We start from the raw sequence: 26,208 nt of genomic DNA, 5'->3' as shown, positions 1-26,208 counted from the left end.
GCGTCAGGCGGGAGCCGCCACGCTCTCGCCGAGCACGAAGGCGGGGTCGACCTGTGCCGCCAGGTCGGCCCCGGTGCGCTCGTTGCCCCATGCCTCGGCGTTCTTCAGGTGGAAGTGCACCATCTGGCGGGTGTAGCGCTCCCAGTCGCGCAGCTCGTGGGTGGCGTCCGCGGTGGTTCGAAGGGTCTGCAGGGCGCGGGCGTTGGCCTCCTCCAGGAGATCGAACCGGGGCGGGCGGCCCTTCTCCATGGAGCGCACCCAGTCCGAGCGCCCGACCGTCACGAGCAGGTCGTCCCCGACCTCCGCGCGCAGGAAGTCGATGTCGTCCTGTTCCTGGATCTTGTTGCCGACGACCTTCAGCGCGACCCCGAAGTCGCGGGCGTACTCCTTGTACTGGCGGTAGACGGAGACCCCCTTCCGGGTCGGCTCGGTGACGAGGAACGTCATGTCGAAGCGGGTGAACATGCCGGAGGCGAAGGAGTCCGAACCCGCCGTCATGTCGACCACGACGTACTCGTCGGGGCCGTCGACGAGGTGGTTCAGGAACAGCTCCACCGCTCCCGTCTTGGAGTGGTAGCAGGCGACCCCCAGGTCGGCGTCCGTGAAGGGGCCCGTGACCATCAAACGGGCGGCGCCGCCTTCGAGTTCCACCGGCCGCGCGCAGGCGTCGTAGATCGGGTTGGGCTCCCGCACCCGGACCAGCCGCGAACCCTCGCCGGGCGGGGTCGTCTTGATCATCGTGGCGGTCGAGGGGATGCGCGGGTTGGAGCCGCGCAGATGCTCCTTGATCAGCGACAGTCGCTCGCCCATGGCGGGCAGCGCGGCGGCCTCCGCCTCGTCGAGGCCGAGGGCGGGACCGAGGTGCTGGTTGATGTCCGCGTCGATGGCGACCACCGGGGCGCCGGAGGCCACGAGGTGGCGGATGAAGAGGGAGGAGAGCGTGGTCTTGCCGCTGCCGCCCTTCCCGACGAAAGCAATTTTCATGTTCACCAAGAGTAGTCAGGTGATAGCTGTATGTGTCAGGGGAAAGTGAAGAAGACCACTCCTTCGAGGGGTCGGCCGGTGGGATGCGTAGGGTCGTACTCATGAGTACGACAGGCGCGACCGCCGATCCGCTCGCGGCCCTGGGTTCGCTGCCCGGTGTGGCCGAGTCCGTGGAGTCCGTGCGCAAGGCCGTGGACCGGGTCTACGGACACCGGGTCATGCGGCGTCGCAGCAACGAGATCAGCTCCGAGGCCGCACTGCGCGGTGCCCGCGGCTCCGCGGCGCTGTCCGGTGCCGACTGGGCCCTGGAGGAGGTGCGGCGGCGCACCGACTTCGGCGCCGACGCCGAGGCGCGCGTCATGGGCGCCGCGCTGCGACTGTCGGCCGAGGCGGGGCAGCTGCTCTCCATCTGGCGGCAGTCACCGCTGCGGGTGCTGGCCCGGCTGCACCTGGTGGCCGCGGCGAGCGACGAGGCCGAGGTCGGCAGGCCGCGTCAGGCCGGTGAGGCGGTCGACGAACCGCTGATCGAGCTGCCCCTGCCGGACGCCCAGGAGGTCTCCGGCCGGCTGGAGGGCCTGGCCGGCCTGATCATCGCCGGGACGTCCGCGCCCGCGCTGGTGACGGCCGCCGTGGTGCACGGCGAACTGCTCGCGCTGCGTCCCTTCGTCTCCGGCAACGGGCTGGTCGCGCGCACGGCCGAACGGATCGTGCTGATCGGCAGCGGCCTGGACCCGAAGGCGGTCTGCCCGGCCGAGGTCGGCCATGCCGAGCTGGGCCGCGCCGCCTACCTGGCTGCACTGGACGGATACGTCTCCGGTACCCCCGAGGGCATGGCGGCCTGGATCACCCACTGCGGGCGGGCCGTGGAGCTGGGCGTGCGCGAGTCGACGGCGGTGTGCGAGGCGCTGCAGCGCGGGGCGGCCTGAGGGGCGCCCGGGAGAAGTCCTGAACAGGGTTGCGGCGGTACGAGTGCTCGTACCGCCGCTGGCATGCTCACCGGGTTACCAAGCGTCCTCGATATGTGCCCATCAGGCCGGGGACTTTGCCCGTCACCTGGTGCGGCTGGCCCGTAATCGACGGGTCGACGTCGCGTGGGTGCGCGGTGTTCATGCGGGGTCCGTGGGCCAAGTGCGTAGTGGTAGGTGATCCTCGCGGATGTCCTTTGGTCGCGGGCCTGGTTTCTTTGTACCGCGCGTCCCAAGGAAGCGGAACCCCTGCCCGCACTTCTTTACTTTCAGGTGCGAACGAGGGCGAAACGGACGCCGGTCAGGCGGTGCCGCGGCGCCGGTTGGCGTACCAGACGAGGCCGGCCGTCGCGGCCGCCGCTCCTATGGCCGCCGCCGCGACCAGTGCCGGGCGGGGCGGGACGGTCAGTGTCGGCAGCCGCTTCTTCAGTGGCACCGGGTGGCGGAACTCCAGCACCGGCCACCCGCGCGCGACGGCCTCGCGGCGCAGGGCGCGGTCCGGGTTCACGGCGTGCGGGTGGCCGACCGTCCGGAGCATCGGCAGATCGGTCGCGGAGTCGCTGTAGGCGTAGCAGCGCTCGAGGTCGTAGCCCTCGGACGCGGCCAGCTCGCGGATCGCCTCGGCCTTGGTCGGGCCGTACGCGTAGTACTCCACCTCGCCGGTGAAGCAGCCGTCGTCGCCGACGACCATGCGCGTGGCCACCACCCGGTCCGCGCCGAGCAGCTCGCCGATCGGCTCGACCACCTCGGCGCCCGACGTCGACACGATCACCACGTCCCGGCCCGCCGTGTGGTGCTCCTCGACGAGGGAGGCGGCCTCGTCGTAAATGATCGGGTCGATCAGGTCGTGCAGGGTCTCGGCGACGATCTCCCGCACCTGCTGCACGTTCCAGCCGCGGCACAGCGTGGACAGATACTCGCGCATACGCTCCATCTGGTCGTGATCCAGGCCTCCGGCCAGGAAGACGAACTGGGCATATGCGGTACGCAGCGCGGCCCTGCGGTTGATCAGCCCGCCTTGGTAGAAGGACTTGCTGAAGGTGAGCGTGCTCGACTTCGCAATGACCGTCTTGTCCAGGTCGAAGAAGGCTGCTGCGCGGGGCAAGGAGTGGTTTTCCACGCCCCTGAGCATAGGCGCAGCCCATTCGGCGTAAGGTGGGCGCGTGGGTTTGCCTGAGAGGGCTCTCGGGTACACCATGGAAGTCACGGATCGTTCGCGACCGTGCTAACCCGGTCCGGCTCCTCCCCCCCCGAGTCGGCCGTGGAGACGACCCCCGCTCTCCCCCCCGGCGGGGGTCGTCGCATGTCCGGACGGGTTTTCTCTTCCCTCCTCCTTCTCCGTACAGCCGCAGCGCCTGCGCCGTTCCCCTGCGGGCACCCTTTCGGCATGTCCATGATCGATTACCCACGGTAATCAGAGGGCTGCTCTCCGGAAGTCGCACAGGGGTCGGTACAGGGGGCGGTACAGGGGTCACCGGTATGGGTGACGGAGATATTCACAGGCGCCGAGTTGTCCACGGTTTTCGACCAAGATCCACACGATTTCCCGGATCGCTGCACCGTGATTCCAGCGCGCTCCGGCCGTGGCGAGTTCATGGCCGGTTCCGATTGCCGGAGCGTGTTTGGCCGGATTCTGTCGGCCGCTCCTATGAGGACCGCTCGACGGTTCTCCACAGGTTGGGGAATCGCGCGGCCGCAGAGGCTGCGCGGAACACACAGCGAAGGGGGAACACACGTGTCCGGAACCGTCACCCACGATCCGCCGCCCGGCACCGCGGACCGGCCGGGACGGCCGCTCATCGTCACCGAGGACGCCGACCTCCTCGACGACCTGCTGCGGCTGTGCGCGGCCGCGGGCGCCACACCCGAGGTCCACCACGGCCCACCCGAGAACGGCGACGGCTGGCAGGCGGCCCCGCTCGTGCTGGTCGGCGACGACGCCGCCCGCCGGGTCCGCGGGGCCCCGCGCCGACGCGGAGTGGTGCTGGTCGGCCGCGACCAGGACGACTCGGGGGTGTGGAAACGAGCCGTCGAGATCGGCGCCGACCACGTCCTGATGCTGCCCGACGGGGAGCAGTGGCTGGTCGACCGCATCGCCGACGTCGCCGAGGGCGTCGGCCGCCCGGCGCTCACCGTCGGCGTGATCGGCGGCCGCGGCGGGGCCGGCGCGTCCACGCTCGCCTGTGCGCTCGCCGTCACCTCCGCGCGCGAGGGCCTGCGCACGCTCCTCGTGGACGCCGATCCGCTGGGCGGCGGACTCGACGTACTCCTCGGTGGGGAGAGCGCCGACGGTCTGCGCTGGCCCGCCTTCGCCGCCTCCCGCGGCCGGGTCGGCGGCGGCGCCCTGGAGGAGTCGCTGCCGGAGCTGCACGCGCTGCGGGTGCTCAGCTGGGACCGCGGGGACTGCGTCGCCGTGCCGTCCCAAGCGGTGCGCGCGGTGCTCGCCGCGGCCCGGCGGCGCGGCGGCACGGTCGTGGTCGACCTGCCCCGCCGCCTCGACGACGGGGTCGCCGAAGCCCTCGCCCAGCTCGACCTGGCCCTGCTGGTCGTCCCCGCCGAACTGCGCGCGGTCGCTGCCGCCGGGCGGGTCGCGTCCGCCGTCGGCATGGTCGTGCGGGATGTCCGCGTGGCGGTACGCGGGCCGTACCCGCCCGGCCTGGACGAGCGGGAGGTGGCCCGGCTGCTCGGGCTGCCGCTGGTGGGTGAGGTGCCCGTCGAACCGGCGCTGCTGCGCCCGCGGAGCGGCGTGAAACCGCCCGGCTCGGCCGGACGCGGCCCACTCGCCCGCTTCTGTGTGGACTTCTGGGAGCGTGCCCTGGTCGAGTCGGGAGGCACCCGATGACGTTCCCCGGACTCGACCGGGCCGACGGCGCGGCCCTGCTCGACGGCGTCAGGCGCCGGCTGGCCGAGAGCGGCGCGGAACCCACCCCCGCGCGCGTGGCCCAGGCCCTGCGCGAACAGGGCCGGGTGCTCGGCGACGCCGAAGTCCTCGGCGCGGCCGAGCACCTGAGGTCCGAGCTGGTCGGCAGCGGCCCCCTGGAGCCGCTGCTCGCCGACCCGGAGGTCACCGACGTCCTGGTGTCCGCACCCGACCGGGTCTGGGTCGACCGCGGCTGCGGCCTGGAGCCGACCTCGGTGACCTTTCCCGACGCGGCGGCCGTACGACGGCTCGCGCAGCGGCTGGCCGCGGTGGCGGGACGCCGGCTGGACGACGCACGACCCTGGGCGGACGCCCGGCTGCCCGACGGGACCCGGCTGCACGCGGTGCTGCCCCCGGTCGCCGTCGGCTGCACCTGCCTGTCCCTGCGGGTGGTGCGGCCCCGGGCGTTCACGCTGGAGGAACTGGTCGCGGCCGGCACCGTGCCGCCCGGCGGCGACCGGATCCTGCGGGCCCTGCTGGCGGCCCGGCTGTCCTTCCTCGTCAGCGGCGGCACCGGCAGCGGCAAGACGACCCTGCTGAGCGCCCTGCTGGGTCTGGTGGGACCGGGTGAGCGGATCGTGCTCGCCGAGGACTCCGCCGAGCTGCGCCCCGACCACCCCCATGTCGTCCGGCTGGAGACCCGGCCCGCCAACCAGGAGGGCGCCGGCCTGGTCACCCTCGAGGACCTCGTACGACAGGCGCTGCGCATGCGGCCCGACCGGCTGGTCGTCGGCGAGGTGCGCGGCCCCGAGGTCGTGCATCTGCTCGCCGCGCTCAACACGGGCCATGAGGGCGGCTGTTGCACGGTCCACGCCAACGCGGCCGGGGACGTGCCGGCCCGGCTGGAGGCGCTGGCCACGGCAGCCGGCCTCGACCGGGCCGCGCTGCACAGCCAGTTGGCGGCGGCCCTTTCCGTGGTGCTGCACCTCGTACGGGACCGGTCCGGGCGGCGCCGGATCGCCGAGGTGCACGTGCTGGAGCGGGACGCCACGGGGCTGGTGCGGACGGTGCCGGCCCTGCGCTGGGGCGAGCACGCGTTCGTGCGGGAGCGCGGCTGGGAGCGACTGGAACACCTGCTCGGCGCATCGGACGGGTCGGGCGACACGGGGGAGAGGGACCGGAAGTGAACGGTGGGACGTCCATGGGGGCCGCGCTCGTCTGCCTCGGCGCGGTGGCCTGGCTGCTGGGCGCGGGGCATCACGGGATGCGACGGGCGCGACTGCTCCTCGCGGGGGGCGGGGTGGTGGCGACGGGCCCGCCTTCCTGGCATCAGACCCGCGCGGAACTGCGTCGGCTGGGCTCACGGGTGGGGCCCGAGTGGTGGGCGCTCGCGGCCGGGCTGCTGCTCGCCCTGCTCGGCTCCTCGGCGCTTCCGGTCGCCGCGGGGGCGGCCGGGGTGCCGGTGCTGCGCCGGGTGCGGCTGACCCGGCGGGCCCGGCACAGCCGTGAGCGGCGGGTGGACGCGGTGATCGGCCTGTGCGGAGCCCTCGCCGGGGAGGTGCGGGCGGGGCGGCAGCCCGGTGAGGCGCTGTTGCGGGCGGCGCGGGACTCCGGCGGACTCGGGGACGCGCAGGCGTCCGTGGTCGCGGCGGCCCGGTTCGGCGGGGACGTGCCCGGCGCGCTCGCCGCGGCGGCCCGGCAGCCGGGCGCCGAGGGCCTGCTCGGACTGGCCGCGTGCTGGAGGGTGGCCGTCGACCAGGGCGCCGGGCTCGCAGTCGGCCTCGACCGCCTCGACGCGGCCCTGCGGGCCGAGCGTGATCAACGGGCGGATCTGCGAGCCCAGTTGGCGGGTGCCCGGGTCACGGCCCTGCTGCTTGCCGCACTGCCCGGCCTCGCCCTGCTCCTCGGCGCGGCCATGGGCGCCGATCCACTGCACGTCCTGCTCCACACCGGCGCCGGACTCGGCTGCCTGGCGGCCGGGGCGGCCTTCGAGGCGGCCGGGATGTGGTGGGCGATGCGGATCGTGCGGGGAGCGGAGGCGGTGTGAGGGGCGTCGGAGCGGGAGCGGCCGGGGCCGGGGACGGCCGGGATGCGAGGGACGGTCCGGAGCGTGGAGGGAGAGCGGAGCGTGGAGGGAGAGCGCGCGGGATGAGCGGAGAAGTTGTCCACAGGCTGGGGACGGCCGGGGCCGTCGTACTGGCCCTCGGGTGGGGGATCCGGTGGCTGGAGGCCGTCCGGCGACGGCGCCGGGCACGGCGGCGGGCGGCCGAGCTGCTGGGGCTGGAGGTCAGGCAGCGCAGACGGACGTTCGAGGTCGCGGGTGCGGTGCGCCGGTGGCTGCCGCCGACCGGTGCGGCATGCGGTGCCTGGGTGCTGGTCGGTGGTGTCACCGGGGCCGTGCTGGGGCTGGGTGCCGGTGCCGTGCTGTGGCGGTGGCGAAGCCGGCGGGGCGCGGACGAGGCCGAGGCGGTCGACACCGCGGAAGCGGCGCGCCGGCTTCCGCTCGCCGCCGACCTGCTGGCCGCCTGCATCGCTGCCGGTGCCGGGCCCGTGATCGCCGCGCAGGCGGTGGGGGAGGCGCTCGGCGGACCCGTCGGGGAGGCGCTGGCGCGTGGTGCGGCGGAGGTGCGGCTCGGTGGCCGGCCGGCGGACGCCTGGCGGCGCTTGGCGGCGCTGCCCGGCGCCGGGACGCTGGCACGGCTGCTGGAGCGGGCCGACGAGACCGGACTCCCCGCGGCCGTACCGGTCGCCCGGCTCGCCTCGGACGCGCGCGCGGAGTGGGCCCGCACCGCGACGGCCCGCGCGCGGCGCGCGGCGGTACTGATCTCCGCGCCGGTGGGCCTGTGCTTCCTGCCCGCCTTCGTCGCGGTCGGCGTGCTGCCCGTGGTCATCGGACTCGCGGGCGGGGTGGTGGGAGGCAGGTGAGGCGGAGGAGCAGGTGAGACGTACGGGAGCGGCCGCACGGAAGTGACCGCGGACGGCCGGCGACGAAGACGGCCGACGACGAAGACGACCAGCAACGGAACGAAACCTCAAGGGGGTTGGAATGCGCAGGAGGATCAGGGAAGTGGCGGTACGGCTGCGGGCCAGGAGCCGGGCGGACGCCGGAATGGTGACGTCCGAGTACGCGATGGGGATCATCGCGGCGGTCGGGTTCGCACTGCTGCTCTACGAGGTCGTCACCAGCGGCCAGGTCAGGGAGGAACTGCAGAGCATCGTGAAGAAGGCCCTCAGTGCGCGGATGTGAGCGAGGAGCGGACCGGGGGTTCGTGACCGCGGAGGCGGCCATGGTGCTGTGCGTGCTGGTGGCGTTCACGATGGCGCTGGTCTGGGGGCTGCTCGTGGTGGCGGCGCAGATCCAGTGCGTGGACGCCGCCCGCGCGGGAGCCCGGGCCGCCGCCCGTCAGGACCCGGCCGACGCGGTGGTGACGGTGACCCGGGAAGCGGCGCCGCGCGGGGCGCGGGTGACGGTGGGCCGCGAGGGTGATCAGGTCCGGGTGTCGGTGGTGGCCAGGCCGCCGGTGCTGAGCGGGCTGCCCTTCGAGGTGCGTGAGGAGGCCGTGGCGTCGGCTGAGGACACGGTGGGCACGAGAGGAGCGGGGCCGTGAGGCGCGGGCGGGCTCCGGGCCGGCGGTGCTCCGACCGCGGGTCGGCCACCGTCTGGAGCCTGGGCGCGATGGCGGTGCTGTGCCTGGTGTTCGGTGCCGTGCTCGCTCTGGGACAGGCCGTCGTCGTACGGCACCGGGCCGCCGGCGGCGCGGATCTGGCGGCGCTCGCCGCGGCGGACCACTGGGCCGAGGGCGGCACGGCGGCCTGCGCCCGGGCCGAGCGGGTGGCGGCGGCCCAGGGGGTGCGGCTGGTGCGGTGCGCGATCGTGGGGGAGACCTCGGAGATCACGGCCGCCTCGGGACGAGGGCCGTTCGCGGCGGAGGTCAGGGCCAGAGCGGGGCCGGCGGGTCCCGTGCCGCCCCCGCTCAGCGGCGGGGCGCCCGCCCCGGCTCCGCCGCAGGCTCCGCCAGGCCCCCGCGCCCTTCCTGGGTCGGCTGGTCTCGCTGGCGCGGCTGCTCTTCCTGGGGAGGCTGTTCTCCCTGGGCGGGCGGGTCTCCCGGGGGCGGCTGCTCTTTCCAGGCCCACTGGGCTCCCAGGAGCGGCTGGCCCTCCGGAGCGAGCTGATCTCCCTGGGGCGACCGGTCTTCCTCAGGCGATCGGTCTTCCTAAGGCGATCGGCCTTCCTGGGTCCGCTCCCCTTCCTGGGCTGGCTCCCCTTCCTGGGCCGGCCGGCCTCTCCGGGGTGACTGGCCCTCCTGAGCCGCTTGTTCCCCCACCGTCTCCTCCGCCGTCGTCCCGGCGCTCGCCCCAGGCCTCACCACGGCATCCGAGCCTGCCGCTGCGAACGCTGTCTCCCCGGCGCTCCGCTCCCCGTTCTCCTCCGGTGCTCCTCGCAGCAGCACCGTGAGCAGCCGGACCGCCCCTCGCTTGTGCAGCGGGTCGTTGCCGTTGCCGCACTTGGGGGACTGGATGCAGGACGGGCAGCCGGCCTCGCACTCGCAGGAGGCGATGGCCTCGCGGGTGGCGGCGAGCCAGGCCCGGGCGGTGTGGAAGGCGCGCTCGGCGAAGCCTGCTCCGCCGGGGTGGCCGTCGTAGACGAAGACCGTCGGCAGAAGCGTGTCGGGGTGGAGCGGGATCGAGACACCGCCGATGTCCCAGCGGTCGCAGGTCGCGAAGAGGGGCAGCATGCCGATCGAGGCGTGCTCGGCGGCGTGCAGGGAGCCGCCGAGGATCTCCGGGGTGATCCGGGCCTCGTCCAGCTGGTCCTCGGTGACCGTCCACCACACCGCGCGGGTGCGCAGCGTACGAGGAGGGAGGTCGAGTTTCGTCTCGCCGAGCACTTCACCGGTGATCAGGCGTCTGCGCAGGTAGGAGACCACCTGGTTGGTGACCTCCACGGAGCCGTAGCACAGGCGGCCCGCGCCCCACGGGATCTCGGTGTCCGTCTCCAGGACGGAGATCGCCGTGGTGTCGCGGGCGACCGTGGAGTACGGCGGGTCGGCCTGCTCGACCAGGGCGACCGAGTCCTCCAGGTCCAGGTGACGCACCAGGTAGGTGCGGCCCTGGTGCAGGTGGACCGCGCCCTCGTGCACCGTGGAGTGTGCGGCACCGGCGTCGACCGTGCCGAGCAGCCGGCCCGTGCCCGCCTCGACGACCTGCACCGGGCGGCCACCGGCGCCCCGGATGTCGGTCAGGTCGGCGGCCCGCTCCCGGCGGGTCCAGTGCCAGGCCTTCGTACGGCGGCGCAGCAGCTTCGCGGCCTCCAGCTGCGGCAGCACATCCGCGCAGGCCGGCCCGAAGAGGTCCCAGTCCTCCTCGGTCAGCGGGAGTTCCGCGGCGGCGGCGCACAGGTGCGGGGCGAGGACGTAGGGATTGTCGGGGTCGAGGACGGTCGACTCCACCGGCCGGTCGAACAGGGCCTCGGGGTGGTGGACCAGGAAGGTGTCCAGCGGGTCGTCGCGGGCGACGAGGACCGCCAGGGCGCCCTGGCCGGAGCGGCCCGCACGGCCCGCCTGCTGCCACAGGGAGGCGCGGGTGCCCGGGTAACCGGCGATCACGACCGCGTCCAGGCCGGAGACGTCCACACCCAGCTCCAGGGCCGTCGTGGCGGCGAGGCCCAGGAGGTCGCCGGAGTGCAGGGCGCGTTCCAGGGCGCGGCGCTCCTCGGGGAGATAGCCGCCGCGGTAGGCCGCGACACGCCGGACCAGGGAGCGGTCCACCTCGGCGAGTTTCTCCTGCGCGATCACCGAGATCAGCTCGGCGCCGCGCCGGGACCGTACGAAGGCCACCGAGCGCACGCCCTGCACGGTGAGGTCGGTCAGCAGGTCGGCGGTCTCTGCGGTGGCGGTACGCCGGACGGGTGCACCCTTCTCGCCGTGCAGTTCGGTCAGCGGGGGCTCCCACAGGGCGAAGACGAGCTCCCCGCGCGGGGAGGCGTCGTCGGCGACCTCGGTCACCGGCAGACCGGTCAGCCGGCGGGCGGCGACGGCGGGCTCGGCGGCGGTGGCGGAGGCCAGCAGGAACACGGGAGAGGCGCCGTAGCGGGCACACAGCCGGCGCAACCGGCGCAGCACTTGGGCGACGTGCGAGCCGAACACGCCCCGGTAGGTGTGGCACTCGTCGACGACGACGTACTTCAGCGACTTCAGGAAGGAGGACCAGCGCGGGTGGGACGGCAGGATCCCGCGGTGCAGCATGTCGGGGTTGGTCAGGACGTAGTTGGCGTACTGGCGGATCCACTCCCGTTCCTCGAACGGAGTGTCGCCGTCGTACACGGCCGGCCGTACGGCATGGCCCAAAGATTGTGAAAGTTCCTTCACCGACCGGCACTGGTCCGCCGCGAGCGCCTTGGTGGGGGCCAGGTACAGGGCGGTGGCACCGCGGCCGTTCGGAGCCTCGGAGCCGTCCAGGAGGGTGGACATGACAGGGACGAGGTAGGCGAGGGACTTGCCGGAGGCGGTGCCGGTGGCGACCACCACCGAGTCACCGTCCAGGGCGTGCTCGGCGACCAGCGCCTGGTGCGCCCAGGGGTGCTCGATCCCGCACTCCTGGACGGCCGCGATCACCTCGGACCGAATCCGGTCAGGCCAGACGGCATGGCGGCCCGCGCGCGGGGGCAAGTGCTCCGTATGAGTGATGCGCGCAGCCCGGCTCGGCCCGGAGGCGAGCCGGCCCAGAACCGTGCCCGGAGACGGGCCGGAAGCCGGGTTCGCCGGGGGCAGATCGGATCGGTGATTCTTGGCCATCGGCACCGAGTGTGTCACTGGCGTGACGGACAATGGAGCCAAGGCGTCGTGCACGCCTGCCGGTAAGTGATTGAATGCCATCGCGGCTGGCGATGCGTTCCGGGCGCGGCAAGCCGAGGTGCCCGAGAGGCGACCGCTCGATAGCAAGGTGCTGGAGGATCCGTGGACCTGTCCCTGTCGACCCGTACCGTCGGCGATCGTACGGTCGTCGAGGTCGGTGGCGAAATCGATGTATACACCGCGCCCAAGCTGCGCGAGCAGCTGGTCGAGCTGGTGAACGACGGCAATTTCCACCTCGTCGTCGACATGGAGGGCGTGGACTTCCTCGACTCCACCGGTCTCGGCGTGCTGGTCGGCGGCCTGAAGCGAGTGCGTGCCCACGAGGGCTCGCTGCGCCTGGTCTGCAACCAGGAGCGCATTCTGAAGATCTTCCGCATCACCGGCCTCACCAAGGTGTTCCCGATCCACACCTCGGTCGAGGAAGCGGTGGCGGCCACCGACTGACCCGGACCGTCCCCGGCGGCGGGCCGCTGCACGCGGTCCGCACGCCGGTCGGTCCCGTCCCGGGCAGCCAGCCCGGGGCACTGAAGCACACCAGGGGGTACGGGCTCTGCGCGGCCCCGCCCCCGATCGCACGCCCGTAGTCGCGAGGGGGATGCATGGCCACCGTCGAACTCCGCTTCAGCGCGCTGCCCGAGCACGTCCGGACCGCCCGGCTGGTGGCGGCAGCGGTGGCGCGCAGGGCCGGGGTGGACGAGGCCGTGCTGGACGAGGTCCGGCTCGCCGTGGGCGAGGCCTGCTCCCGTGCCGTCGGACTGCACCAGAGCCACGACATCACCGCACCGGTGAAGGTCGCGCTGATCGAAGAGGAGAAACAGTTCTCCATCGAGGTCGGCGACGCGGCTCCGCACGCCGCTCCGGGCGGCGACACGCCCGGCGACGCGCCCGACGGTGACGCGGAGGCCGAGGAGGACGAGATGGGCCTCGCGGTCATCAGCGGCCTCGTCGACGACGTGGAGGTCTCCACCAGCCGCAACGGCGGCCTGATCCGCATGACCTGGCCGACGACCCCGCCGGTCACGGCGCTTCTCTGACGCTTGGCGCACACTCCCGAGGGCCCTGCTCAGCAGGGCCCTCGCTGCTTTTTCCGACACCCTCGCGAGCCGCTCGGCCGGCGGTCGTGGAATTCGTGAAGGAATTCACGATCAGCCGCCACCGCTTTGATCAAGCATCAATGTGTCGCGTCAATGCCCCGAGGGCATTACTCCATTCGGGTTCCCCGCTGGGACCTCGATCATTTTCCTGCTGAGCCGGTTGAGGCCAATTCCGTTTACCGTGCTCTGTTGCGATCACACGCGGGTACCTAGAATCCGTCCACATCTTGAGCTCAGCCCAAGCGTCAAGGAGGACGAATGGCGGGGCTTTCTTCCCCTCATCAGTTGGGTCACCCCACTTCCCTCGCAGCCGCGGTCCTGACCGACGACAACCGGATCATGGTGGCCGTCATCGCGGCCGTCGCCCTGGCCGCGCTGGTGGTCGCGGGCGTCCTGGTGCGCCAGGTGCTGGCGGCCGGCGAGGGCACCGACAGCATGAAGCAGATCGCCGAGGCGGTCCAGGAAGGCGCCAAGGCGTATCTCGCCCGGCAGCTGCGCACGCTCGGCGTATTCGCCGTGATCGTTTTCTTCCTGCTCATGCTGCTGCCCGCGGACGACTGGAATCAGCGTGCCGGACGCTCGGTGTTCTTCCTGATCGGAGCGGCGTTCTCGGCGGCCACCGGCTATATCGGCATGTGGCTCGCCGTGCGCAGCAATGTGCGTGTCGCCGCGGCGGCCCGGGAAGCCACCCCGGCCGAAGGCGAACCCGAAAAGGATCTCACCACCGTCTCGCACACCGCGATGAAGATCGCATTTCGCACGGGCGGCGTCGTCGGAATGTTCACGGTGGGGCTCGGCCTGCTGGGCGCCTCCTGCGTGGTGCTGGTGTACGCGGCCGACGCACCGAAGGTGCTCGAGGGCTTCGGCCTCGGCGCCGCCCTGATCGCGATGTTCATGCGTGTGGGCGGCGGCATCTTCACCAAGGCCGCCGACGTCGGCGCCGACCTGGTCGGCAAGGTCGAGCAGGGCATTCCGGAGGACGACCCGCGCAATGCCGCGACCATCGCCGACAACGTGGGCGACAACGTCGGCGACTGCGCGGGCATGGCGGCCGACCTCTTCGAGTCGTACGCCGTCACCCTGGTGGCCGCGCTGATCCTCGGCAAGGTCGCCTTCGGTGACTCCGGGCTGGCGTTTCCGCTGCTGGTGCCCGCCATCGGTGTGATCACCGCGATGATCGGCATCTTCGCGGTCGCCCCGCGCCGCACCGACCGCAGCGGCATGTCCGCGATCAACCGCGGCTTCTTCATCTCCGCGGTGATCTCCCTCGTGCTGGTCGCCGTCGCCGTCTTCGTCTACCTGCCGTCGACGTACTCCGGCCTCAACGGTGTGACGGACGCGGCCATCAAGGGCAAGGGCGGCGACCCGCGGATCCTCGCCCTGGTCGCGGTGGCCATCGGCATCCTGCTCGCGGCCGTCATCCAGCAGCTGACCGGCTACTTCACCGAGACCAACCGCCGCCCGGTCCGGGACATCGGCAAGACCTCCCTCACCGGCCCGGCCACCGTCGTCCTGTCCGGCATCTCGGTCGGCCTGGAGTCCGCCGTCTACACCGCGCTGCTCATCGCGCTCGGTGTGTACGGCGCGTTCCTGCTCGGCGGAACGTCGATCATGCTGGCGCTGTTCGCGGTGGCGCTGGCCGGCACCGGCCTGCTCACCACGGTCGGCGTGATCGTCGCCATGGACACCTTCGGGCCGGTCTCCGACAACGCGCAGGGCATCGCCGAGATGTCCGGTGACGTCCAGGGCGCCGGCGCGCAGGTGCTCACCAACCTGGACGCGGTCGGCAACACCACCAAGGCCATCACCAAGGGCATCGCCATCGCCACCGCCGTCCTCGCCGCGTCGGCGCTGTTCGGGTCGTACCGCGACGCGATCACCACCAACGTGCACGACGTCGGGGTGAAGCTCACCGGTCCGGGGGCGCCGCTCAGCCTGTCCCTGGACATCTCGCAGCCCAACAACCTCGTCGGCCTGATCGCGGGCGCCGCGGTCGTCTTCCTCTTCTCCGGACTGGCGATCAACGCCGTGTCCCGGTCGGCGGGGTCGGTCGTGTTCGAGGTGCGGCGGCAGTTCCGCGAGAAGCCCGGGATCATGGACTTCACCCAGAAGCCCGAGTACGGCAAGGTCGTCGACATCTGCACCAAGGACGCCCTCAGGGAGCTGGCCACGCCCGGTCTGCTCGCCGTCATGGCGCCGATCTTCGTCGGGTTCACGCTCGGCGTCGGCTCGCTCGGCTCCTACCTCGCCGGCGCGATCGGCGCGGGCACGCTGATGGCGGTGTTCCTGGCCAACTCCGGTGGCGCCTGGGACAACGCCAAGAAGCTGGTGGAGGACGGCCACCACGGCGGCAAGGGCAGTGAGGCCCACGCGGCCACGGTGATCGGCGACACCGTCGGCGACCCCTTCAAGGACACCGCCGGACCGGCGATCAACCCGCTGCTGAAGGTCATGAACCTGGTGTCCCTGCTCATCGCGCCGGCGGTGATCAAGTTCTCCTACGGCCACGACAAGAACATGGCTGTGCGGATCCTGATCGCGGTCTTCGCGCTGCTGGTGATCGTCGTCTCCGTGTACGTCTCCAAGCGGCGCGGAATCGCCGTCGGTGACGAGGAGAAGACCGAGCGGGTGTCCAACTCGCCGGACACCGCGGTGGTTTCGTAGACCGGCTCCGGGTCGCCTGTGCACCGGGCGGGCGGGTCGCACGTACGGACGTGCGGCCCGCCCGCCCGCGTGCGGGGCGGCGCCCACGCCGTGAGCCTTCTCTCTCATGGTGCGAAGAGTCACAAAGAGCGCCTTAGGGGGCGTACGGCGTGGGGAGGGTGTGCGTCCGCCGTGTAGGGTCCGGGGGCCGAGAGCCATGGAAGGGACCGATCCGGTGAACAAGAAGCTCACGGCCGCGCTGTCCGGCGGTGCGGTACTGGTAGTGGCGCTGTCGGGATGCACCAGCAGCAGCGGCGACAAGGGGCCCGACCCCAAGCTGGTCGCCTGGGCGAAGACGGTGTGCGACGCGGTGCCCGCGCAGGACGCGAAGATCAAGGCCGCGAACGCGGCGATCAGCACCACGGCCGCCGACACCGCCAAGCCCGAGACGCTGCAGAAGACCGACTCGAAGGCCTTCCAGGACATGGCCGACGGTTACAAGGCGATAGCCACCTCGATCAACGACGCGGGGGCGCCTCCCGGGGTCGACGGGGGTGCGAAGCGGCTGCAGGACGTCGTGAAGAGCTTCAACAGCCTCGCCGCGTCCTACGGCGACCTGAAGAAGCAGGTCGACGGGCTCGACACCAAGAACCAGGGGAAGTTCGCCTCGGGTCTGCAGGACGTCGCCGCGCGGATGACGGAGCTGGAGAAGAAGCACCAGGCGGGCACCGAGTCGCTGACGAAGCTGCAGCAGGGCGAGGTCAAGGACGCGATCGCCGAGCAGGCCAGCTGCAAGAAGATCTCGGCCTCGGCTTCGCCGGCGGCGGGCTGACCCTCGGCTCCGCCGGGAGTGTGCGGGGAGGTCGTCGGGGCGGGGCGCGGGACACAATGGGGGCGTGACTGACTCCGGACTCGCCCCCCTGCCCGCTTCCGACCGGACCGACACCGCCGCGCGGCTGCGGGACGCGCTGCTGGCCGCCTCCTTCACCGCCGACGGGCTGCTCGACCTGCTCGGCGCCCCCGCGTACGCGGCGCTGGCCCGCAGCGAGACCGTGCCCGCCCTCAGGGCGACCCGCGGCGACACACCGCTGGAGACACTCGTACGGCTGTTCCTGCTGCAGCAGCCGGTCGCCCACGCGCGCGTGGCGGCCGTTCTCCCCGTCGAGGACGCGCTGGAGGCCGGTTGGCTCACGCGCGTGGGCGGCGACGAGGTGGCCGCGACCGTCGACGTACGGCCCTACGGCGGGCCCGACGGCGAGGACTGGTTCATCGTCTCCGACCTCGGCTGCGCCGTCGGCGGCGCGGGCGGCATCGGACAGCGGGACGAAGGGGTCGTCCTGGGCGTCGGCGGGGCCTCCACGACCCTCGCCGGCATCACTGTCCGCACACCCGTCGCGTCCGCCCTGGACCTCGGCACCGGCTCCGGCATCCAGGCCCTGCACGCCGCCCGGCACGCCACGCGCGTGACGGCGACCGACCTCAACCCGCGCGCACTGCACATCACGGCGCTCACGCTCGCGCTCTCCGGTGCGCCCGCCGCCGAGCTGCGCGAGGGCTCACTGTTCGAACCGGTCCGGGACGACGAGTCCTTCGACCTGATCGTGTCCAACCCGCCCTTCGTGATCTCGCCCGGTGCCCGGCTGACGTACCGGGACGGCGGCATGGGCGGGGACGATCTGTGCCGCTCGCTCGTTCAGCAGGCGGGGGAACGGCTGAACGAGGGCGGGTTCGCGCAGTTCCTCGCCAACTGGCAGCACGTCGCGGGGGAGGACTGGCAGGACAGACTCAGGTCGTGGGTGCCGCGCGGCTGCGATGCCTGGATCGTGCAGCGCGAGGTGCAGGACGTCACGCAGTACGTCGAGCTGTGGCTGAGGGACGCCGGTGACCACCGCGGCGACCCGGCGGAGTACCAGGCGCGCTACGACGCCTGGCTCGACGAGTTCGAGGCGCGCAAGGTCAAGGCGGTCGGCTTCGGCTGGATCACGCTGCGCCGGACGGGGGCGGCGGAGCCCTCGATCACCGTGGAGGAGTGGCCGCACCCGGTCGAGCAGCCCCTCGGGGACGCGATCAGGGCGCACTTCGAGCGGCTCGACTATCTCCGGGAGCACGACGACGCGGCGCTGCTCGACAGTCACTTCGCGCTCGCCGCGGAAGTGGTCCAGGAGCAGGTCGGGCTGCCCGGCGCCGAGGACCCGGAGCACGTGGTGCTGCGCCAGCACCGCGGGATGCGCCGGGCGACCAAGGTGGACACGGTCGGCGCCGGTTTCGCGGGCGTGTGCGACGGCACGCTGAGCGCGGGCCGGATCCTGGACGCCATCGCCCAGCTCATGGGCGAGGACCCGGTGCTGCTCCGCGACCGGACCCCGGCACAGATCCGGCTGCTGGTGGAGCAGGGGTACCTGGAGCCGGTGCGCTGAACCGCGCGCCGTGCCGAGGCGCGGGTGCCGCACGCCGGGTACCGTGCCGTCGTAGCGCGTTCGGATCATGGTCGTACGCCCGTGGCACGAGCTGGAACGCGCCGGGGCGGTAAAACGGCCGGAAAAATATGGGTGCCGTGGGACGGACGGCGTATATCGAACCCGTGTACGGAAAAGTCCCGGCCTTCCGTTCACCCCGATGTCGCCCGCTCGTCACCCCCGCGTGCCACCCTCCCCGCGCTGGGCAGAGCCGGGTGGCACGGAAGGGCGGGCGGACATGGAGAGCGGGCCGGCGATCTTCGCGGGAGCGGTGTTCGCCCTGTTCGGAGGCGCTCTGCTGGCATGGACGGGGGTTCGCCTGAGGCGGCGCGAGCCGGTGGCCCAGGGTGTGAACCAGGTCGCATCGGCCACCCTCGCGAGCGTGTCCGGGACGGTCGCTCTGGCCCTCGGTGTGTACTGCCTTTCCCGCCTCTGACATCGGCGGGCGCCGGTCCGCGGCGGTGCCGCGACAGTAAGGGGAGCGTCACGCTCCGGACAGGGGACAAGGGGGTACCCGGTAGTCCGGGCGGCAGGAAGGGCGGTAGTCGGGTTACCGTTCGAGTGGCCGTTGTGGGCTTTTCCCGTTTGACACGGGAGCGGGATGTACCGTCACACTCCGCAGCGTCACATGAGCCAGCAGCACGCCGCGACCCCGGGAGGAAGCCCTGGGGAGGCCCCAGCGTCGATCCGGAGAGAAGAGCGAAGTTGTCCCCGACCAGCGAGACCGCACAGGGCGGCCGCCGACTCGTCATCGTCGAGTCGCCTGCCAAGGCGAAGACGATCAAGGGCTACCTCGGCCCCGGCTACGTCGTCGAAGCGAGTGTCGGGCACATCCGCGACCTCCCCAACGGCGCCGCGGAGGTGCCCGAGAAGTACACCGGCGAGGTCCGTCGCCTCGGTGTGGACGTAGACCATGACTTCGAGCCGATCTATGTCGTCAACGCCGACAAGAAGGCGCAGGTCAAGAAGCTCAAGGACCTGCTGAAGGACTCCGACGAACTCTTCCTCGCCACCGATGAGGACCGCGAGGGCGAGGCCATCGCGTGGCACCTCCTGGAGGTCCTGAAGCCCAAGGTCCCGGTCAAGCGGATGGTCTTCCACGAGATCACCAAGGACGCGATCCGTGAGGCCGTCGCCAATCCGCGCGACCTCAACCAGCGCATGGTCGACGCCCAGGAGACCCGCCGCATCCTCGACCGCCTCTACGGCTACGAGGTCTCGCCGGTCCTGTGGAAGAAGGTCATGCCCCGGCTGTCCGCCGGCCGCGTGCAGTCCGTCGCGACCCGTCTCGTCGTCGAGCGGGAACGCGAGCGCATCGCGTTCCGTTCCGCCGAGTACTGGGACCTGACGGGCACCTTCGCGACCGGCCGCGCAGGGGATCCGTCGGACCCGTCGTCGCTGGTGGCCCGCCTGCAGACCGTCGACGGCAGGCGGGTCGCGCAGGGCCGCGACTTCGACTCCCTGGGACAGCTCAAGAGCGCGAACACCCTCCACCTCGACGAGGCGAACGCCCGCGCCCTCGCCGCCGCGCTGGAGAACACCCGGTTCTCCGTGCGCTCCGTCGAGTCCAAGCCGTACCGCCGTTCGCCGTACGCCCCGTTCCGTACGACGACGCTGCAGCAGGAGGCCAGCCGCAAGCTCGGCTTCGGCGCGAAGGCGACCATGCAGGTCGCGCAGAAGCTGTACGAGAACGGCTACATCACGTACATGCGTACGGACTCCACGACGCTGAGCGACACGGCGGTCGCGGCGGCCCGTGCGCAGGTCACGCAGCTGTACGGCGCCGACTACCTGCCGCCGCAGCCGCGGACGTACGCCGGCAAGGTCAAGAACGCCCAGGAGGCGCACGAGGCGATCCGCCCCTCGGGTGATCGTTTCCGCACGCCCGCGGAGACCGGCCTGACGGGCGACCAGTTCAAGCTGTACGAGCTGATCTGGAAGCGGACCGTCGCCTCCCAGATGAAGGACGCGACCGGTAACTCCGTCACCGTGCGGATCGGCGGCACCGCGGCCGACGGCCGGGACGTCGAGTTCAGCGCCTCCGGCAAGACGATCACCTTCCACGGCTTCCTGAAGGCCTATGTCGAGGGCGCCGACGACCCGAACGCCGAGCTGGACGACCGTGAGCGCCGGCTGCCGCAGGTCGCCGAGGGCGACGCGCTGTCCGCCGAGGAGATCACGGTCGACGGGCACGCCACCAAGCCCCCGGCCCGCTACACCGAGGCCTCCCTGGTCAAGGAGCTGGAAGAGCGCGAGATCGGCCGCCCGTCGACGTACGCGTCGATCATCGGCACGATCCTCGACCGCGGCTACGTGTTCAAGAAGGGCACGGCCCTCGTGCCGTCCTTCCTCTCCTTCGCCGTGGTCAACCTCCTGGAGAAGCACTTCGGGCGGCTCGTCGACTACGACTTCACCGCCCGGATGGAGGACGACCTCGACCGCATCGCCGCCGGTGAGGCGAAGGCCGTGCCGTGGCTGAAGCGCTTCTACTTCGGCGAGGGCAACGTCACGGGCGCCGCGGCCGACGCCGGCAACGGCGACGGGGACCACCTCGGCGGCCTCAAGGAGCTGGTGACGGACCTGGGCGCAATCGACGCGCGCGAGGTGTCCTCGTTCCCGGTGGGCAACGACATCGTGCTCCGCGTCGGCCGCTACGGCCCGTACATCGAGCGGGGCGAGAAGGACACCGAACAGCACCAGCGCGCCGACATCCCGGACGACCTGGCGCCGGACGAGCTGTCCGTCGAGCTGGCCGAGGAGCTGCTGGCCAAGCCCAGCGGCGACTTCGAGCTGGGCACCGACCCGGCGACGGGCCACCAGATCGTCGCCAAGGCCGGCCGCTACGGCCCGTACGTCACCGAGGTGCTCCCCGAGGGCACCCCGAAGACCGGCAAGAACGCGGTCAAGCCGCGCACGGCCTCGCTCTTCAAGTCGATGTCGCTCGACACGGTGACGCTCGACGACGCGCTGAAGCTGATGTCCCTGCCGCGCGTCGTCGGCACCGACGCCGAGGGCCAGGAGATCACCGCGCAGAACGGCCGCTACGGCCCGTACCTGAAGAAGGGCACGGACTCGCGCTCGCTCCAGGCCGAGGAGCAGCTCTTCACGATCACCCTCGAAGAGGCGCTGGCCATCTACGCCCAGCCGAAGCAGCGGGGCCGGGCCGCCGCCAAGCCGCCGCTGAAGGAGCTCGGCGAGGACCCGGTCTCGGGCAAGCCGGTCGTGGTCAAGGACGGCCGCTTCGGCCCGTACGTCACCGACGGCGAGACCAACGCCACCCTCCGCTCGGGTGACAGTGTCGAAACGATCACTCCGGAGCGCGGCTTCGAACTGCTCGCCGAGAAGCGTGCGAAGGGCCCCGCCAAGAAGACCGCGAAGAAGGCGCCGGCCAAGAAGGCGGCCCCGGCGAAGAAGACCGCCGCCAAGAAGACCGCCGCCAAGAAGACGACGGCCGCCGCCAAGAAGACCACGGTCAAGAAGACGGCCGCCAAGAAGGCGACGGCTTCCGGCGCCGAGGGCTGACACCCCGGCGGGCGGAGAGTCCGGCGAACCGGAGAACGCCCGGTCAGGCTTCGCAGAGCGAACGCCCCGGCATCACTTTGATGTCGGGGCGCGTTCATGTCAGGACGGGCGAGGTGTGGTGTCGGTGCCTGCGGATAGGCTGAACGCATGACGCGAGCCGAGCAGCCAACGGCCCACACCCCAGCCCCGGACGACACCCTGGTCGCGGACTCCCGCGAGCGTGCCGTCCGTTCTCTGCTGCGCCGACCGCAGTTGCGGCGCCTGTGGAGCGCGCAGCTGGTGAGCGGTGTCGGAGACACCCTCGCCCTCCTCGTCCTGGTCGTCCTCGTCCTCCAGGCGGCGATCAGCGAGAGCGCGTTCGGCGGCGGCTATCGGGGCGTGGCGTTCGCAGTGGCGACGGTCTTCGCGGCGCGCATCCTCGCCGTGCTGCTGTTCGGCGCGGTCCTCCTCGGCCCGCTGACCACGCTCACCGCCCAGGAGGGCCCGCTCGACCGCCGCTGGACCATGGTCGGCGCCGACGGCGTGCGCGCCGCGCTGCTGATCGTCGCGCCGCTGTGGATCGACTGGACCCCGGACGACGCACTGGCGGTCCTGCTCGTCACCGTGTTCGTCACGGGCGTCGCCGAGCGGCTGTGGACGGTGTGCCGGGAGAGCGCGGCCCCGGCCCTGCTGCCCGCCCCGCCGCCCGAGGGGGCGACCGTACGGCCGCTGCCGGACCACCTGGACGCGCTGCGCCGCCTCGCGCTGCGCACCGGCTTCCTCGCGGTCCCGCTGGCCGCCGCCGCCCTGGTCGTCGCCTCCCTGCTGAACAACCTGCTGGGCACGGGCGTGGCCTGGTTCGACCAGCATCAGGCGGCCCTCGCGTCGTATGTGGCGGCGGGCCTGTTCGCGGCCTCGCTGTCCGTGCTGACCTTCCTGGAGCTGCCCGACACGCGCACCCCGCGCCCGCGGTCCCCGCTGGAGGGCCTGCGCCGTCCGCGCACCGGCGCCGGCGTCGACAAGGGCCGTACGGGCGCCATCCCGCTGCTCGTCCCGGCCTGCGCCGCAGTCGCGGGGGCGATCGCGGCTGCCGTCTCGGTGTGCGTGCTGCACGCCAAGGACATGGGCGGCGGCCCGGTCCTGTACGGCCTGCTGGTGCTGGGCCTCACCGGGGGCGTGGCCGCCGGTATCCGGACGGCCCCCTCGCTGCTGCCGTCGCTGTCGCGCCGCCGGCTGCTGGCCCTCGCCATCGCCTTCACCGGCATCGCGCTGCTGGCCGCCGGGCTGGTCCCGGACGTCACCACCGTGGTGCTGATCGTCACCCTCGCCGGTGTCGGCGCGGGTGTGGCCGCCAACACCGGGCACATCCTGCTCGACCAGGAGACCGAGGACTTCCGCCGGCCGCGGATCACCGAGCACCTGCACGCGGTCGTCCGGGTCTTCATAGCGCTCGGCGCGCTCGTCGCCCCCGTGGTCGCGGGGCTGATCGGCCGGCACCGCCTGGAGAACGGCAAGTTCGTCTTCGCCCACGGCGGCGCGTCCTTCACGTTGATGCTGGTCGGCGCGCTGCTGCTGCCGGTGGCGGTCCTGGTGCTCGCCAAGGTCGACGACCGTTCCGGCATCCCGCTGCGTCAGGACCTCAGGGACGCCCTGCTCGGCGGCGACGACCCGGACACCGTCCCGGCGGCCACCGGCTTCTTCATCGCCCTGGAGGGCGGCGACGGCGCCGGCAAGTCCACCCAGGCCGAGGCGCTCGCCGAGTGGATCCGAGCAAAGGGCCACGAGGTCGTGCTCACCCGCGAGCCGGGGGCGACGCCCGTGGGCAAGCGACTGCGCTCGATCCTGCTGGACGTGTCCTCGGCCGGCCTGTCGCACCGCGCGGAGGCGCTGCTGTACGCCGCCGACCGCGCGGAGCACGTCGACACCGTCGTACGCCCCGCCCTGGAGCGCGGCGCCGTGGTGATCTCCGACCGCTACATCGACTCGTCCGTGGCCTACCAGGGCGCCGGCCGGGACCTGTCCCCGACGGAGATCGCCCGCATCAACCGCTGGGCCACCAACGGTCTCGTCCCGCACCTCACCGTCCTGCTCGACGTGTCCCCGGAGACCGCGCGCGAGCGCTTCACCGAGGCGCCCGACCGGCTGGAGTCGGAGCCGGCGGAGTTCCACGCGCGCGTGCGGGCCGGTTTCCTCACGCTGGCCGCCGCCGACCCGGGCCGTTACCTGGTCGTGGACGCGGGCCAGGAGCCCGAGTCCGTCACCACGGTGATCCGGCACCGGCTCGACACCGTGCTGCCGCTGTCCGAGGCCGAGATCGAGGCCCAGGAGGAGGCCCGGCGGAAGGCCGAGGAGGAGGCCCGCCGCAAGGCCGAGGAGGAGGCCGCGCGCAAGGCCGAGGAGGAGCGCCTGGAGCGGGAGCGCCAGGAGCAGCTGGCCCGGCTGCGCGCCGAGGAGGAGGAGCGCAAGCGCCGCGAGCTGGAGGAGGCGCAGCGCCGCGAGGCCGAACGGCAGGCCGAGGAGGCCCGGCAGCGGGCCGCCGAAGCCGCCCGGCGCGCGGAGGAGGAGCGGCAGCGGCTGCTCGCCGAGGAGAAGGCCCGCGCCGAGGAGGAGGCCCGCCGCAGGGCCGAGGAGGAGCGGCGCCGCAAGCAGGCCGAGGAGGAGGCCCGGCTGCGCGCCGAGGAAGAGGCCCGGCAGGCCCGGCTGCGCGCCGAGGAGGACGCCCGGCGGCTGGAGGCGCAGCGCAAGGCCGAGGAGGCCCTGCTGCGTGCCGAGGAGGCCCGCCGACAGGCGACCGAGGCCGCGGCGGCGGCCGACGCGGCGGCCCGCAGGCCCAGCAGCCCGCGGCCGACGGCGCCGGGCGTGGTCCCGGACGCGGCGACGGTCCCGACGCCGGTGGTGTCACCGGGCGGGCGGGAGCCGGGTGCCGGTGCGCCCGAGTCGGCCGTGGAGGAGACGGCGGTGCTGCGCCCGGTGCGCGAGGACCGCGCGCACGGCGGGGGCGACGGCCGTTCGGCGCGCGCGCCCGAGTCCCGTTCCGACTCCGAGGTGACCGCCGAGCTGCCGCAGCCGCCGGCGGCTGCGGGTGCCGCGGACGAGACCGCCGTACTGCCCGCCGTGCCTCCCGGTGCCGCGGACGAGACGGCCGTGCTGCCGCCGGTGGGTTCCGGGGCGGCCGACGAGACGGCCGTGCTGCCGCCCGTGCGGGGCGGGGACCCGGCGGACCGGATGCCGTCCGGCTTCTTCCGGGACGAACGGACCGGCGCGGGCCCCGACGGCTCCGAGGACCGTACGCGCGAGATGCCCCAGCTCGACGCCGACGGCACGCCGCGCCGCCGGCCGCGTCCCGACTGGGCCGAGGAGACCCCGCTGGACGACCTGCCGACGCTGGCGGACGAGCTGCTGGGGTCGTACGGCGAGCCGGACCACGGTGACCGCGACGAGGAAGGCCGCAAGGGGCGCGGCCGGGGCCGGCGGGGCTGAGGCCCGGCGCTCGCCGGACGCCGTCCCCCCTCGTCGGCGCACACCGGGTTGTCGGTGCCCACCCGCACAATGGACGGGGAACGCGGAGTGTGACGGAAGGGCGGCGTGACCCATGACCGTGTGGGACGACCTCGTCGGGCAGGAGAAGGTGAGCGCGGTGCTCGACGGAGCCGCGCGGGACGCCGATGCCCTCGTCACGGCCGCCGCGGCCGACGAGCCGCTGCCCGAGACGTCGCGGATGACGCACGCCTGGCTGTTCACGGGACCGCCCGGAGCGGGCCGTGTCCAGGTGGCGCGGGCCTTCGCCGCCGCCCTGCAGTGCGTGAGCCCCGACCGCGCCCTGGGCGGCTCACCGGGCTGCGGCTTCTGCGACGGCTGCCACACGGCGCTGCTCGGCACCCACGCGGACGTCACCACGGTCGCCGCGGTCGGCTCCGAGATCCTGGTGAAGGACATGCGGGACACGGTCCGCAAGTCGTTCACCGCGCCGGCGAACGGCCGCTGGCAGATCATCCTGGTCGAGGACGCCGAGCGGCTGAACGAGAAGTCGGCCAACGCCGTCCTCAAGGCCGTCGAGGAGCCCGCCCCGCGCACGGTGTGGCTGCTGTGCGCGCCTTCCGTCGAGGACGCCCTGCCGACCATCCGCTCCCGCTGCCGCCACCTGAACCTGCGCACGCCGTCCGTGGAGGCGGTCGCCGACATGCTCGTGCGCCGTGACGGCGTCGAGCCGCAGGTCGCCGAGGCTGCCGCCCGCGCCACCCAGGGCCACGTCGACCGGGCCCGCCGCCTGGCCACCGACCCGGCGGCCCGCGAGCGCCGTGCCGCCGTGCTGAAGCTGCCGCTGCGGCTGGACGAGGTCGGTTCCTGCCTGAGAGCCGCGCAGGAACTGGTCGACGCCGCGGCGGAGGACGCCAAGCAGCTCGCCGAGGAGATGGACGGCAAGGAGACCGAGGAGCTGAAGGCGGCGCTGGGCGCGGCCCAGGGCGGCCGGCTGCCGCGCGGGACGGCGGGCGTGATGAAGGACCTCGAGGACATGCAGAAGCGCCGCAGAACCCGCACGCAGCGCGACAGCCTCGACGTCGCCCTCGGCGACCTGACCGCCTTCTACCGCGACGTCCTCGCCCTCCAGCTCGGCTCCCGCGTGGCCATCGCCAACGCCGACGCCGAGGACGTCCTGGAGCGGCTGGCCCGGTCCGGCTCTCCGGAGTCCACGCTCCGCCGCATCGAGGCGATCGCAGCGTGCCGCGAGGCCCTGGACCGCAACGTGGCCCCGCTGCTCGCGGTGGAGGCGATGACCATGGCGCTGCGGGCGGGGTGACCGAAGGAGGCGGCGATGTCCCTCGTACGAGCCACGATTCGCACGCACCGCAC

19 protein-coding genes and 1 pseudogene are annotated in these 26,208 nt (G+C 72.9%); 17 read left to right on the top strand and 3 right to left on the bottom strand.

Features of this window, described 5'->3' with window-relative positions:
- Positions 1-3: 3 nt before the first annotated feature.
- A complete protein-coding gene (locus tag ACIHEJ_RS32300; RefSeq protein ID WP_400140776.1) occupies positions 4-984 on the bottom strand; it encodes an ATP-binding protein in 981 nt (326 codons plus the stop codon).
- 101 nt (positions 985-1,085) lie between these two features.
- Between ACIHEJ_RS32300 and ACIHEJ_RS32295 the strand changes: the two genes are divergently transcribed.
- The gene (locus tag ACIHEJ_RS32295) at positions 1,086-1,910 is read left to right on the top strand and encodes an oxidoreductase (RefSeq protein WP_400140774.1); all 825 of its coding nucleotides are present in this window, start codon (positions 1,086-1,088) and stop codon (positions 1,908-1,910) included.
- A 340-nt stretch (positions 1,911-2,250) separates the two neighbouring features.
- Here the strand turns inward: ACIHEJ_RS32295 and ACIHEJ_RS32290 are convergent, their stop codons facing one another.
- Positions 2,251-3,081 carry an HAD family hydrolase gene (locus ACIHEJ_RS32290; RefSeq protein ID WP_400140772.1) on the bottom strand — a complete coding sequence of 277 codons (831 nt, stop codon included), beginning with the start codon at positions 3,079-3,081 and terminating at the stop codon, positions 2,251-2,253.
- Positions 3,082-3,684: 603 nt separating this feature from the next.
- On the opposite strand from ACIHEJ_RS32290, the gene ssd reads away from it, so the two are divergent.
- The 7 genes and pseudogenes from ssd to ACIHEJ_RS32255 all read left to right on the top strand — a co-directional run.
- Positions 3,685-4,791: a septum site-determining protein Ssd gene (gene ssd / locus ACIHEJ_RS32285; protein ID WP_400140770.1), complete on the top strand. Its 1,107-nt coding sequence runs from the start codon at positions 3,685-3,687 to the stop codon at positions 4,789-4,791.
- Positions 4,788-5,996, top strand: a complete 1,209-nt coding sequence (locus tag ACIHEJ_RS32280) for a TadA family conjugal transfer-associated ATPase (protein WP_400140768.1) — start codon at positions 4,788-4,790, stop codon at positions 5,994-5,996. The genes ssd and ACIHEJ_RS32280 overlap by 4 nt, the downstream gene beginning before the upstream one ends.
- A 14-nt stretch (positions 5,997-6,010) precedes the next feature.
- Positions 6,011-6,856 (top strand): type II secretion system F family protein, encoded by an 846-nt coding sequence (locus tag ACIHEJ_RS32275; RefSeq protein WP_400140849.1) that lies wholly within the window; start codon positions 6,011-6,013, stop codon positions 6,854-6,856.
- 101 nt (positions 6,857-6,957) lie between these two features.
- Complete coding sequence (locus tag ACIHEJ_RS32270; protein ID WP_400140766.1) at positions 6,958-7,734, top strand: type II secretion system F family protein; 777 nt, start codon at positions 6,958-6,960, stop codon at positions 7,732-7,734.
- Between the two features lie 121 nt (positions 7,735-7,855).
- On the top strand, positions 7,856-8,056 hold the full coding sequence (locus ACIHEJ_RS32265) for a DUF4244 domain-containing protein (protein ID WP_400140764.1): 201 nt from the start codon (positions 7,856-7,858) through the stop codon (positions 8,054-8,056).
- A 22-nt stretch (positions 8,057-8,078) separates the two neighbouring features.
- Positions 8,079-8,417 (top strand): TadE family type IV pilus minor pilin, encoded by a 339-nt coding sequence (locus ACIHEJ_RS32260; RefSeq protein WP_400140762.1) that lies wholly within the window; start codon positions 8,079-8,081, stop codon positions 8,415-8,417.
- A pseudogene (locus tag ACIHEJ_RS32255) lies at positions 8,414-8,812 on the top strand (Rv3654c family TadE-like protein); the annotation flags it as partial. The gene ACIHEJ_RS32260 and the pseudogene ACIHEJ_RS32255, both read left to right, overlap by 4 nt.
- Before the next feature lie 211 nt (positions 8,813-9,023).
- Here ACIHEJ_RS32255 and ACIHEJ_RS32250 read toward each other — a convergent pair.
- Positions 9,024-11,684: a DEAD/DEAH box helicase gene (locus tag ACIHEJ_RS32250; protein WP_400140760.1), complete on the bottom strand. Its 2,661-nt coding sequence runs from the start codon at positions 11,682-11,684 to the stop codon at positions 9,024-9,026.
- A gap of 81 nt (positions 11,685-11,765) precedes the next feature.
- Here ACIHEJ_RS32250 and bldG point away from each other — a divergent pair, with 81 nt between their 5' ends.
- From bldG to ACIHEJ_RS32205, 9 genes are all read left to right on the top strand, one after another.
- Positions 11,766-12,107, top strand: a complete 342-nt coding sequence (gene bldG, locus ACIHEJ_RS32245) for an anti-sigma factor antagonist BldG (protein ID WP_010986038.1) — start codon at positions 11,766-11,768, stop codon at positions 12,105-12,107.
- A gap of 155 nt (positions 12,108-12,262) precedes the next feature.
- Positions 12,263-12,697: an ATP-binding protein gene (locus tag ACIHEJ_RS32240; RefSeq protein ID WP_400140758.1), complete on the top strand. Its 435-nt coding sequence runs from the start codon at positions 12,263-12,265 to the stop codon at positions 12,695-12,697.
- A gap of 318 nt (positions 12,698-13,015) precedes the next feature.
- Positions 13,016-15,421, top strand: a complete 2,406-nt coding sequence (locus ACIHEJ_RS32235; protein WP_400140756.1) for a sodium-translocating pyrophosphatase — start codon at positions 13,016-13,018, stop codon at positions 15,419-15,421.
- 196 nt (positions 15,422-15,617) lie between these two features.
- A complete protein-coding gene (locus tag ACIHEJ_RS32230) occupies positions 15,618-16,232 on the top strand; it encodes a small secreted protein (protein ID WP_400140754.1) in 615 nt (204 codons plus the stop codon).
- 64 nt (positions 16,233-16,296) lie between these two features.
- Positions 16,297-17,817, top strand: a complete 1,521-nt coding sequence (locus tag ACIHEJ_RS32225) for a methyltransferase (protein ID WP_400140752.1) — start codon at positions 16,297-16,299, stop codon at positions 17,815-17,817.
- Positions 17,818-18,094: 277 nt separating this feature from the next.
- The gene (locus tag ACIHEJ_RS32220) at positions 18,095-18,292 is read left to right on the top strand and encodes a hypothetical protein (RefSeq protein ID WP_400140751.1); all 198 of its coding nucleotides are present in this window, start codon (positions 18,095-18,097) and stop codon (positions 18,290-18,292) included.
- Positions 18,293-18,561: 269 nt separating this feature from the next.
- On the top strand, positions 18,562-21,378 hold the full coding sequence (gene topA / locus ACIHEJ_RS32215) for a type I DNA topoisomerase (protein ID WP_400140749.1): 2,817 nt from the start codon (positions 18,562-18,564) through the stop codon (positions 21,376-21,378).
- A gap of 147 nt (positions 21,379-21,525) precedes the next feature.
- Entirely contained in the window at positions 21,526-24,837 is a 3,312-nt protein-coding gene (gene tmk, locus ACIHEJ_RS32210) for a dTMP kinase (RefSeq protein ID WP_400140747.1), read from the top strand.
- 112 nt (positions 24,838-24,949) lie between these two features.
- Positions 24,950-26,155 carry a DNA polymerase III subunit delta' gene (locus ACIHEJ_RS32205; protein WP_400140745.1) on the top strand — a complete coding sequence of 402 codons (1,206 nt, stop codon included), beginning with the start codon at positions 24,950-24,952 and terminating at the stop codon, positions 26,153-26,155.
- The last annotated feature ends 53 nt before the right edge of the window (positions 26,156-26,208 follow it).

This window comes from Streptomyces sp. NPDC052301 (assembly GCF_044593395.1).
GTDB lineage: Bacteria > Actinomycetota > Actinomycetes > Streptomycetales > Streptomycetaceae > Streptomyces.
Note: the sequence above shows the minus strand (reverse complement) of the source record. Positions and strands in the feature narration are given on the sequence as shown.

Bases quoted from the DNA above. Each gene is read 5' to 3' on its own strand.
- ACIHEJ_RS32235 (WP_400140756.1), top strand. From the start codon at position 13,016: ATGGCGGGGCTTTCTTCCCCTCATCAGTTGGGTCACCCCACTTCCCTC.
- ACIHEJ_RS32240 (WP_400140758.1), top strand. From the start codon at position 12,263: ATGGCCACCGTCGAACTCCGCTTCAGCGCGCTGCCCGAGCACGTCCGG.
- ACIHEJ_RS32275 (WP_400140849.1), top strand. From the start codon at position 6,011: ATGGGGGCCGCGCTCGTCTGCCTCGGCGCGGTGGCCTGGCTGCTGGGC.
- tmk (WP_400140747.1), top strand. From the start codon at position 21,526: ATGACGCGAGCCGAGCAGCCAACGGCCCACACCCCAGCCCCGGACGAC.
- ACIHEJ_RS32270 (WP_400140766.1), top strand. From the start codon at position 6,958: ATGAGCGGAGAAGTTGTCCACAGGCTGGGGACGGCCGGGGCCGTCGTA.
- ACIHEJ_RS32205 (WP_400140745.1), top strand. From the start codon at position 24,950: ATGACCGTGTGGGACGACCTCGTCGGGCAGGAGAAGGTGAGCGCGGTG.
- ACIHEJ_RS32230 (WP_400140754.1), top strand. From the start codon at position 15,618: ATGGAAGGGACCGATCCGGTGAACAAGAAGCTCACGGCCGCGCTGTCC.
- ACIHEJ_RS32220 (WP_400140751.1), top strand. From the start codon at position 18,095: ATGGAGAGCGGGCCGGCGATCTTCGCGGGAGCGGTGTTCGCCCTGTTC.
- ACIHEJ_RS32295 (WP_400140774.1), top strand. From the start codon at position 1,086: ATGAGTACGACAGGCGCGACCGCCGATCCGCTCGCGGCCCTGGGTTCG.
- ACIHEJ_RS32250 (WP_400140760.1), bottom strand. From the start codon at position 11,684: ATGGCATTCAATCACTTACCGGCAGGCGTGCACGACGCCTTGGCTCCA.
- ACIHEJ_RS32265 (WP_400140764.1), top strand. From the start codon at position 7,856: ATGCGCAGGAGGATCAGGGAAGTGGCGGTACGGCTGCGGGCCAGGAGC.
- ACIHEJ_RS32280 (WP_400140768.1), top strand. From the start codon at position 4,788: ATGACGTTCCCCGGACTCGACCGGGCCGACGGCGCGGCCCTGCTCGAC.
- ACIHEJ_RS32290 (WP_400140772.1), bottom strand. From the start codon at position 3,081: ATGCTCAGGGGCGTGGAAAACCACTCCTTGCCCCGCGCAGCAGCCTTC.
- ACIHEJ_RS32300 (WP_400140776.1), bottom strand. From the start codon at position 984: ATGAAAATTGCTTTCGTCGGGAAGGGCGGCAGCGGCAAGACCACGCTC.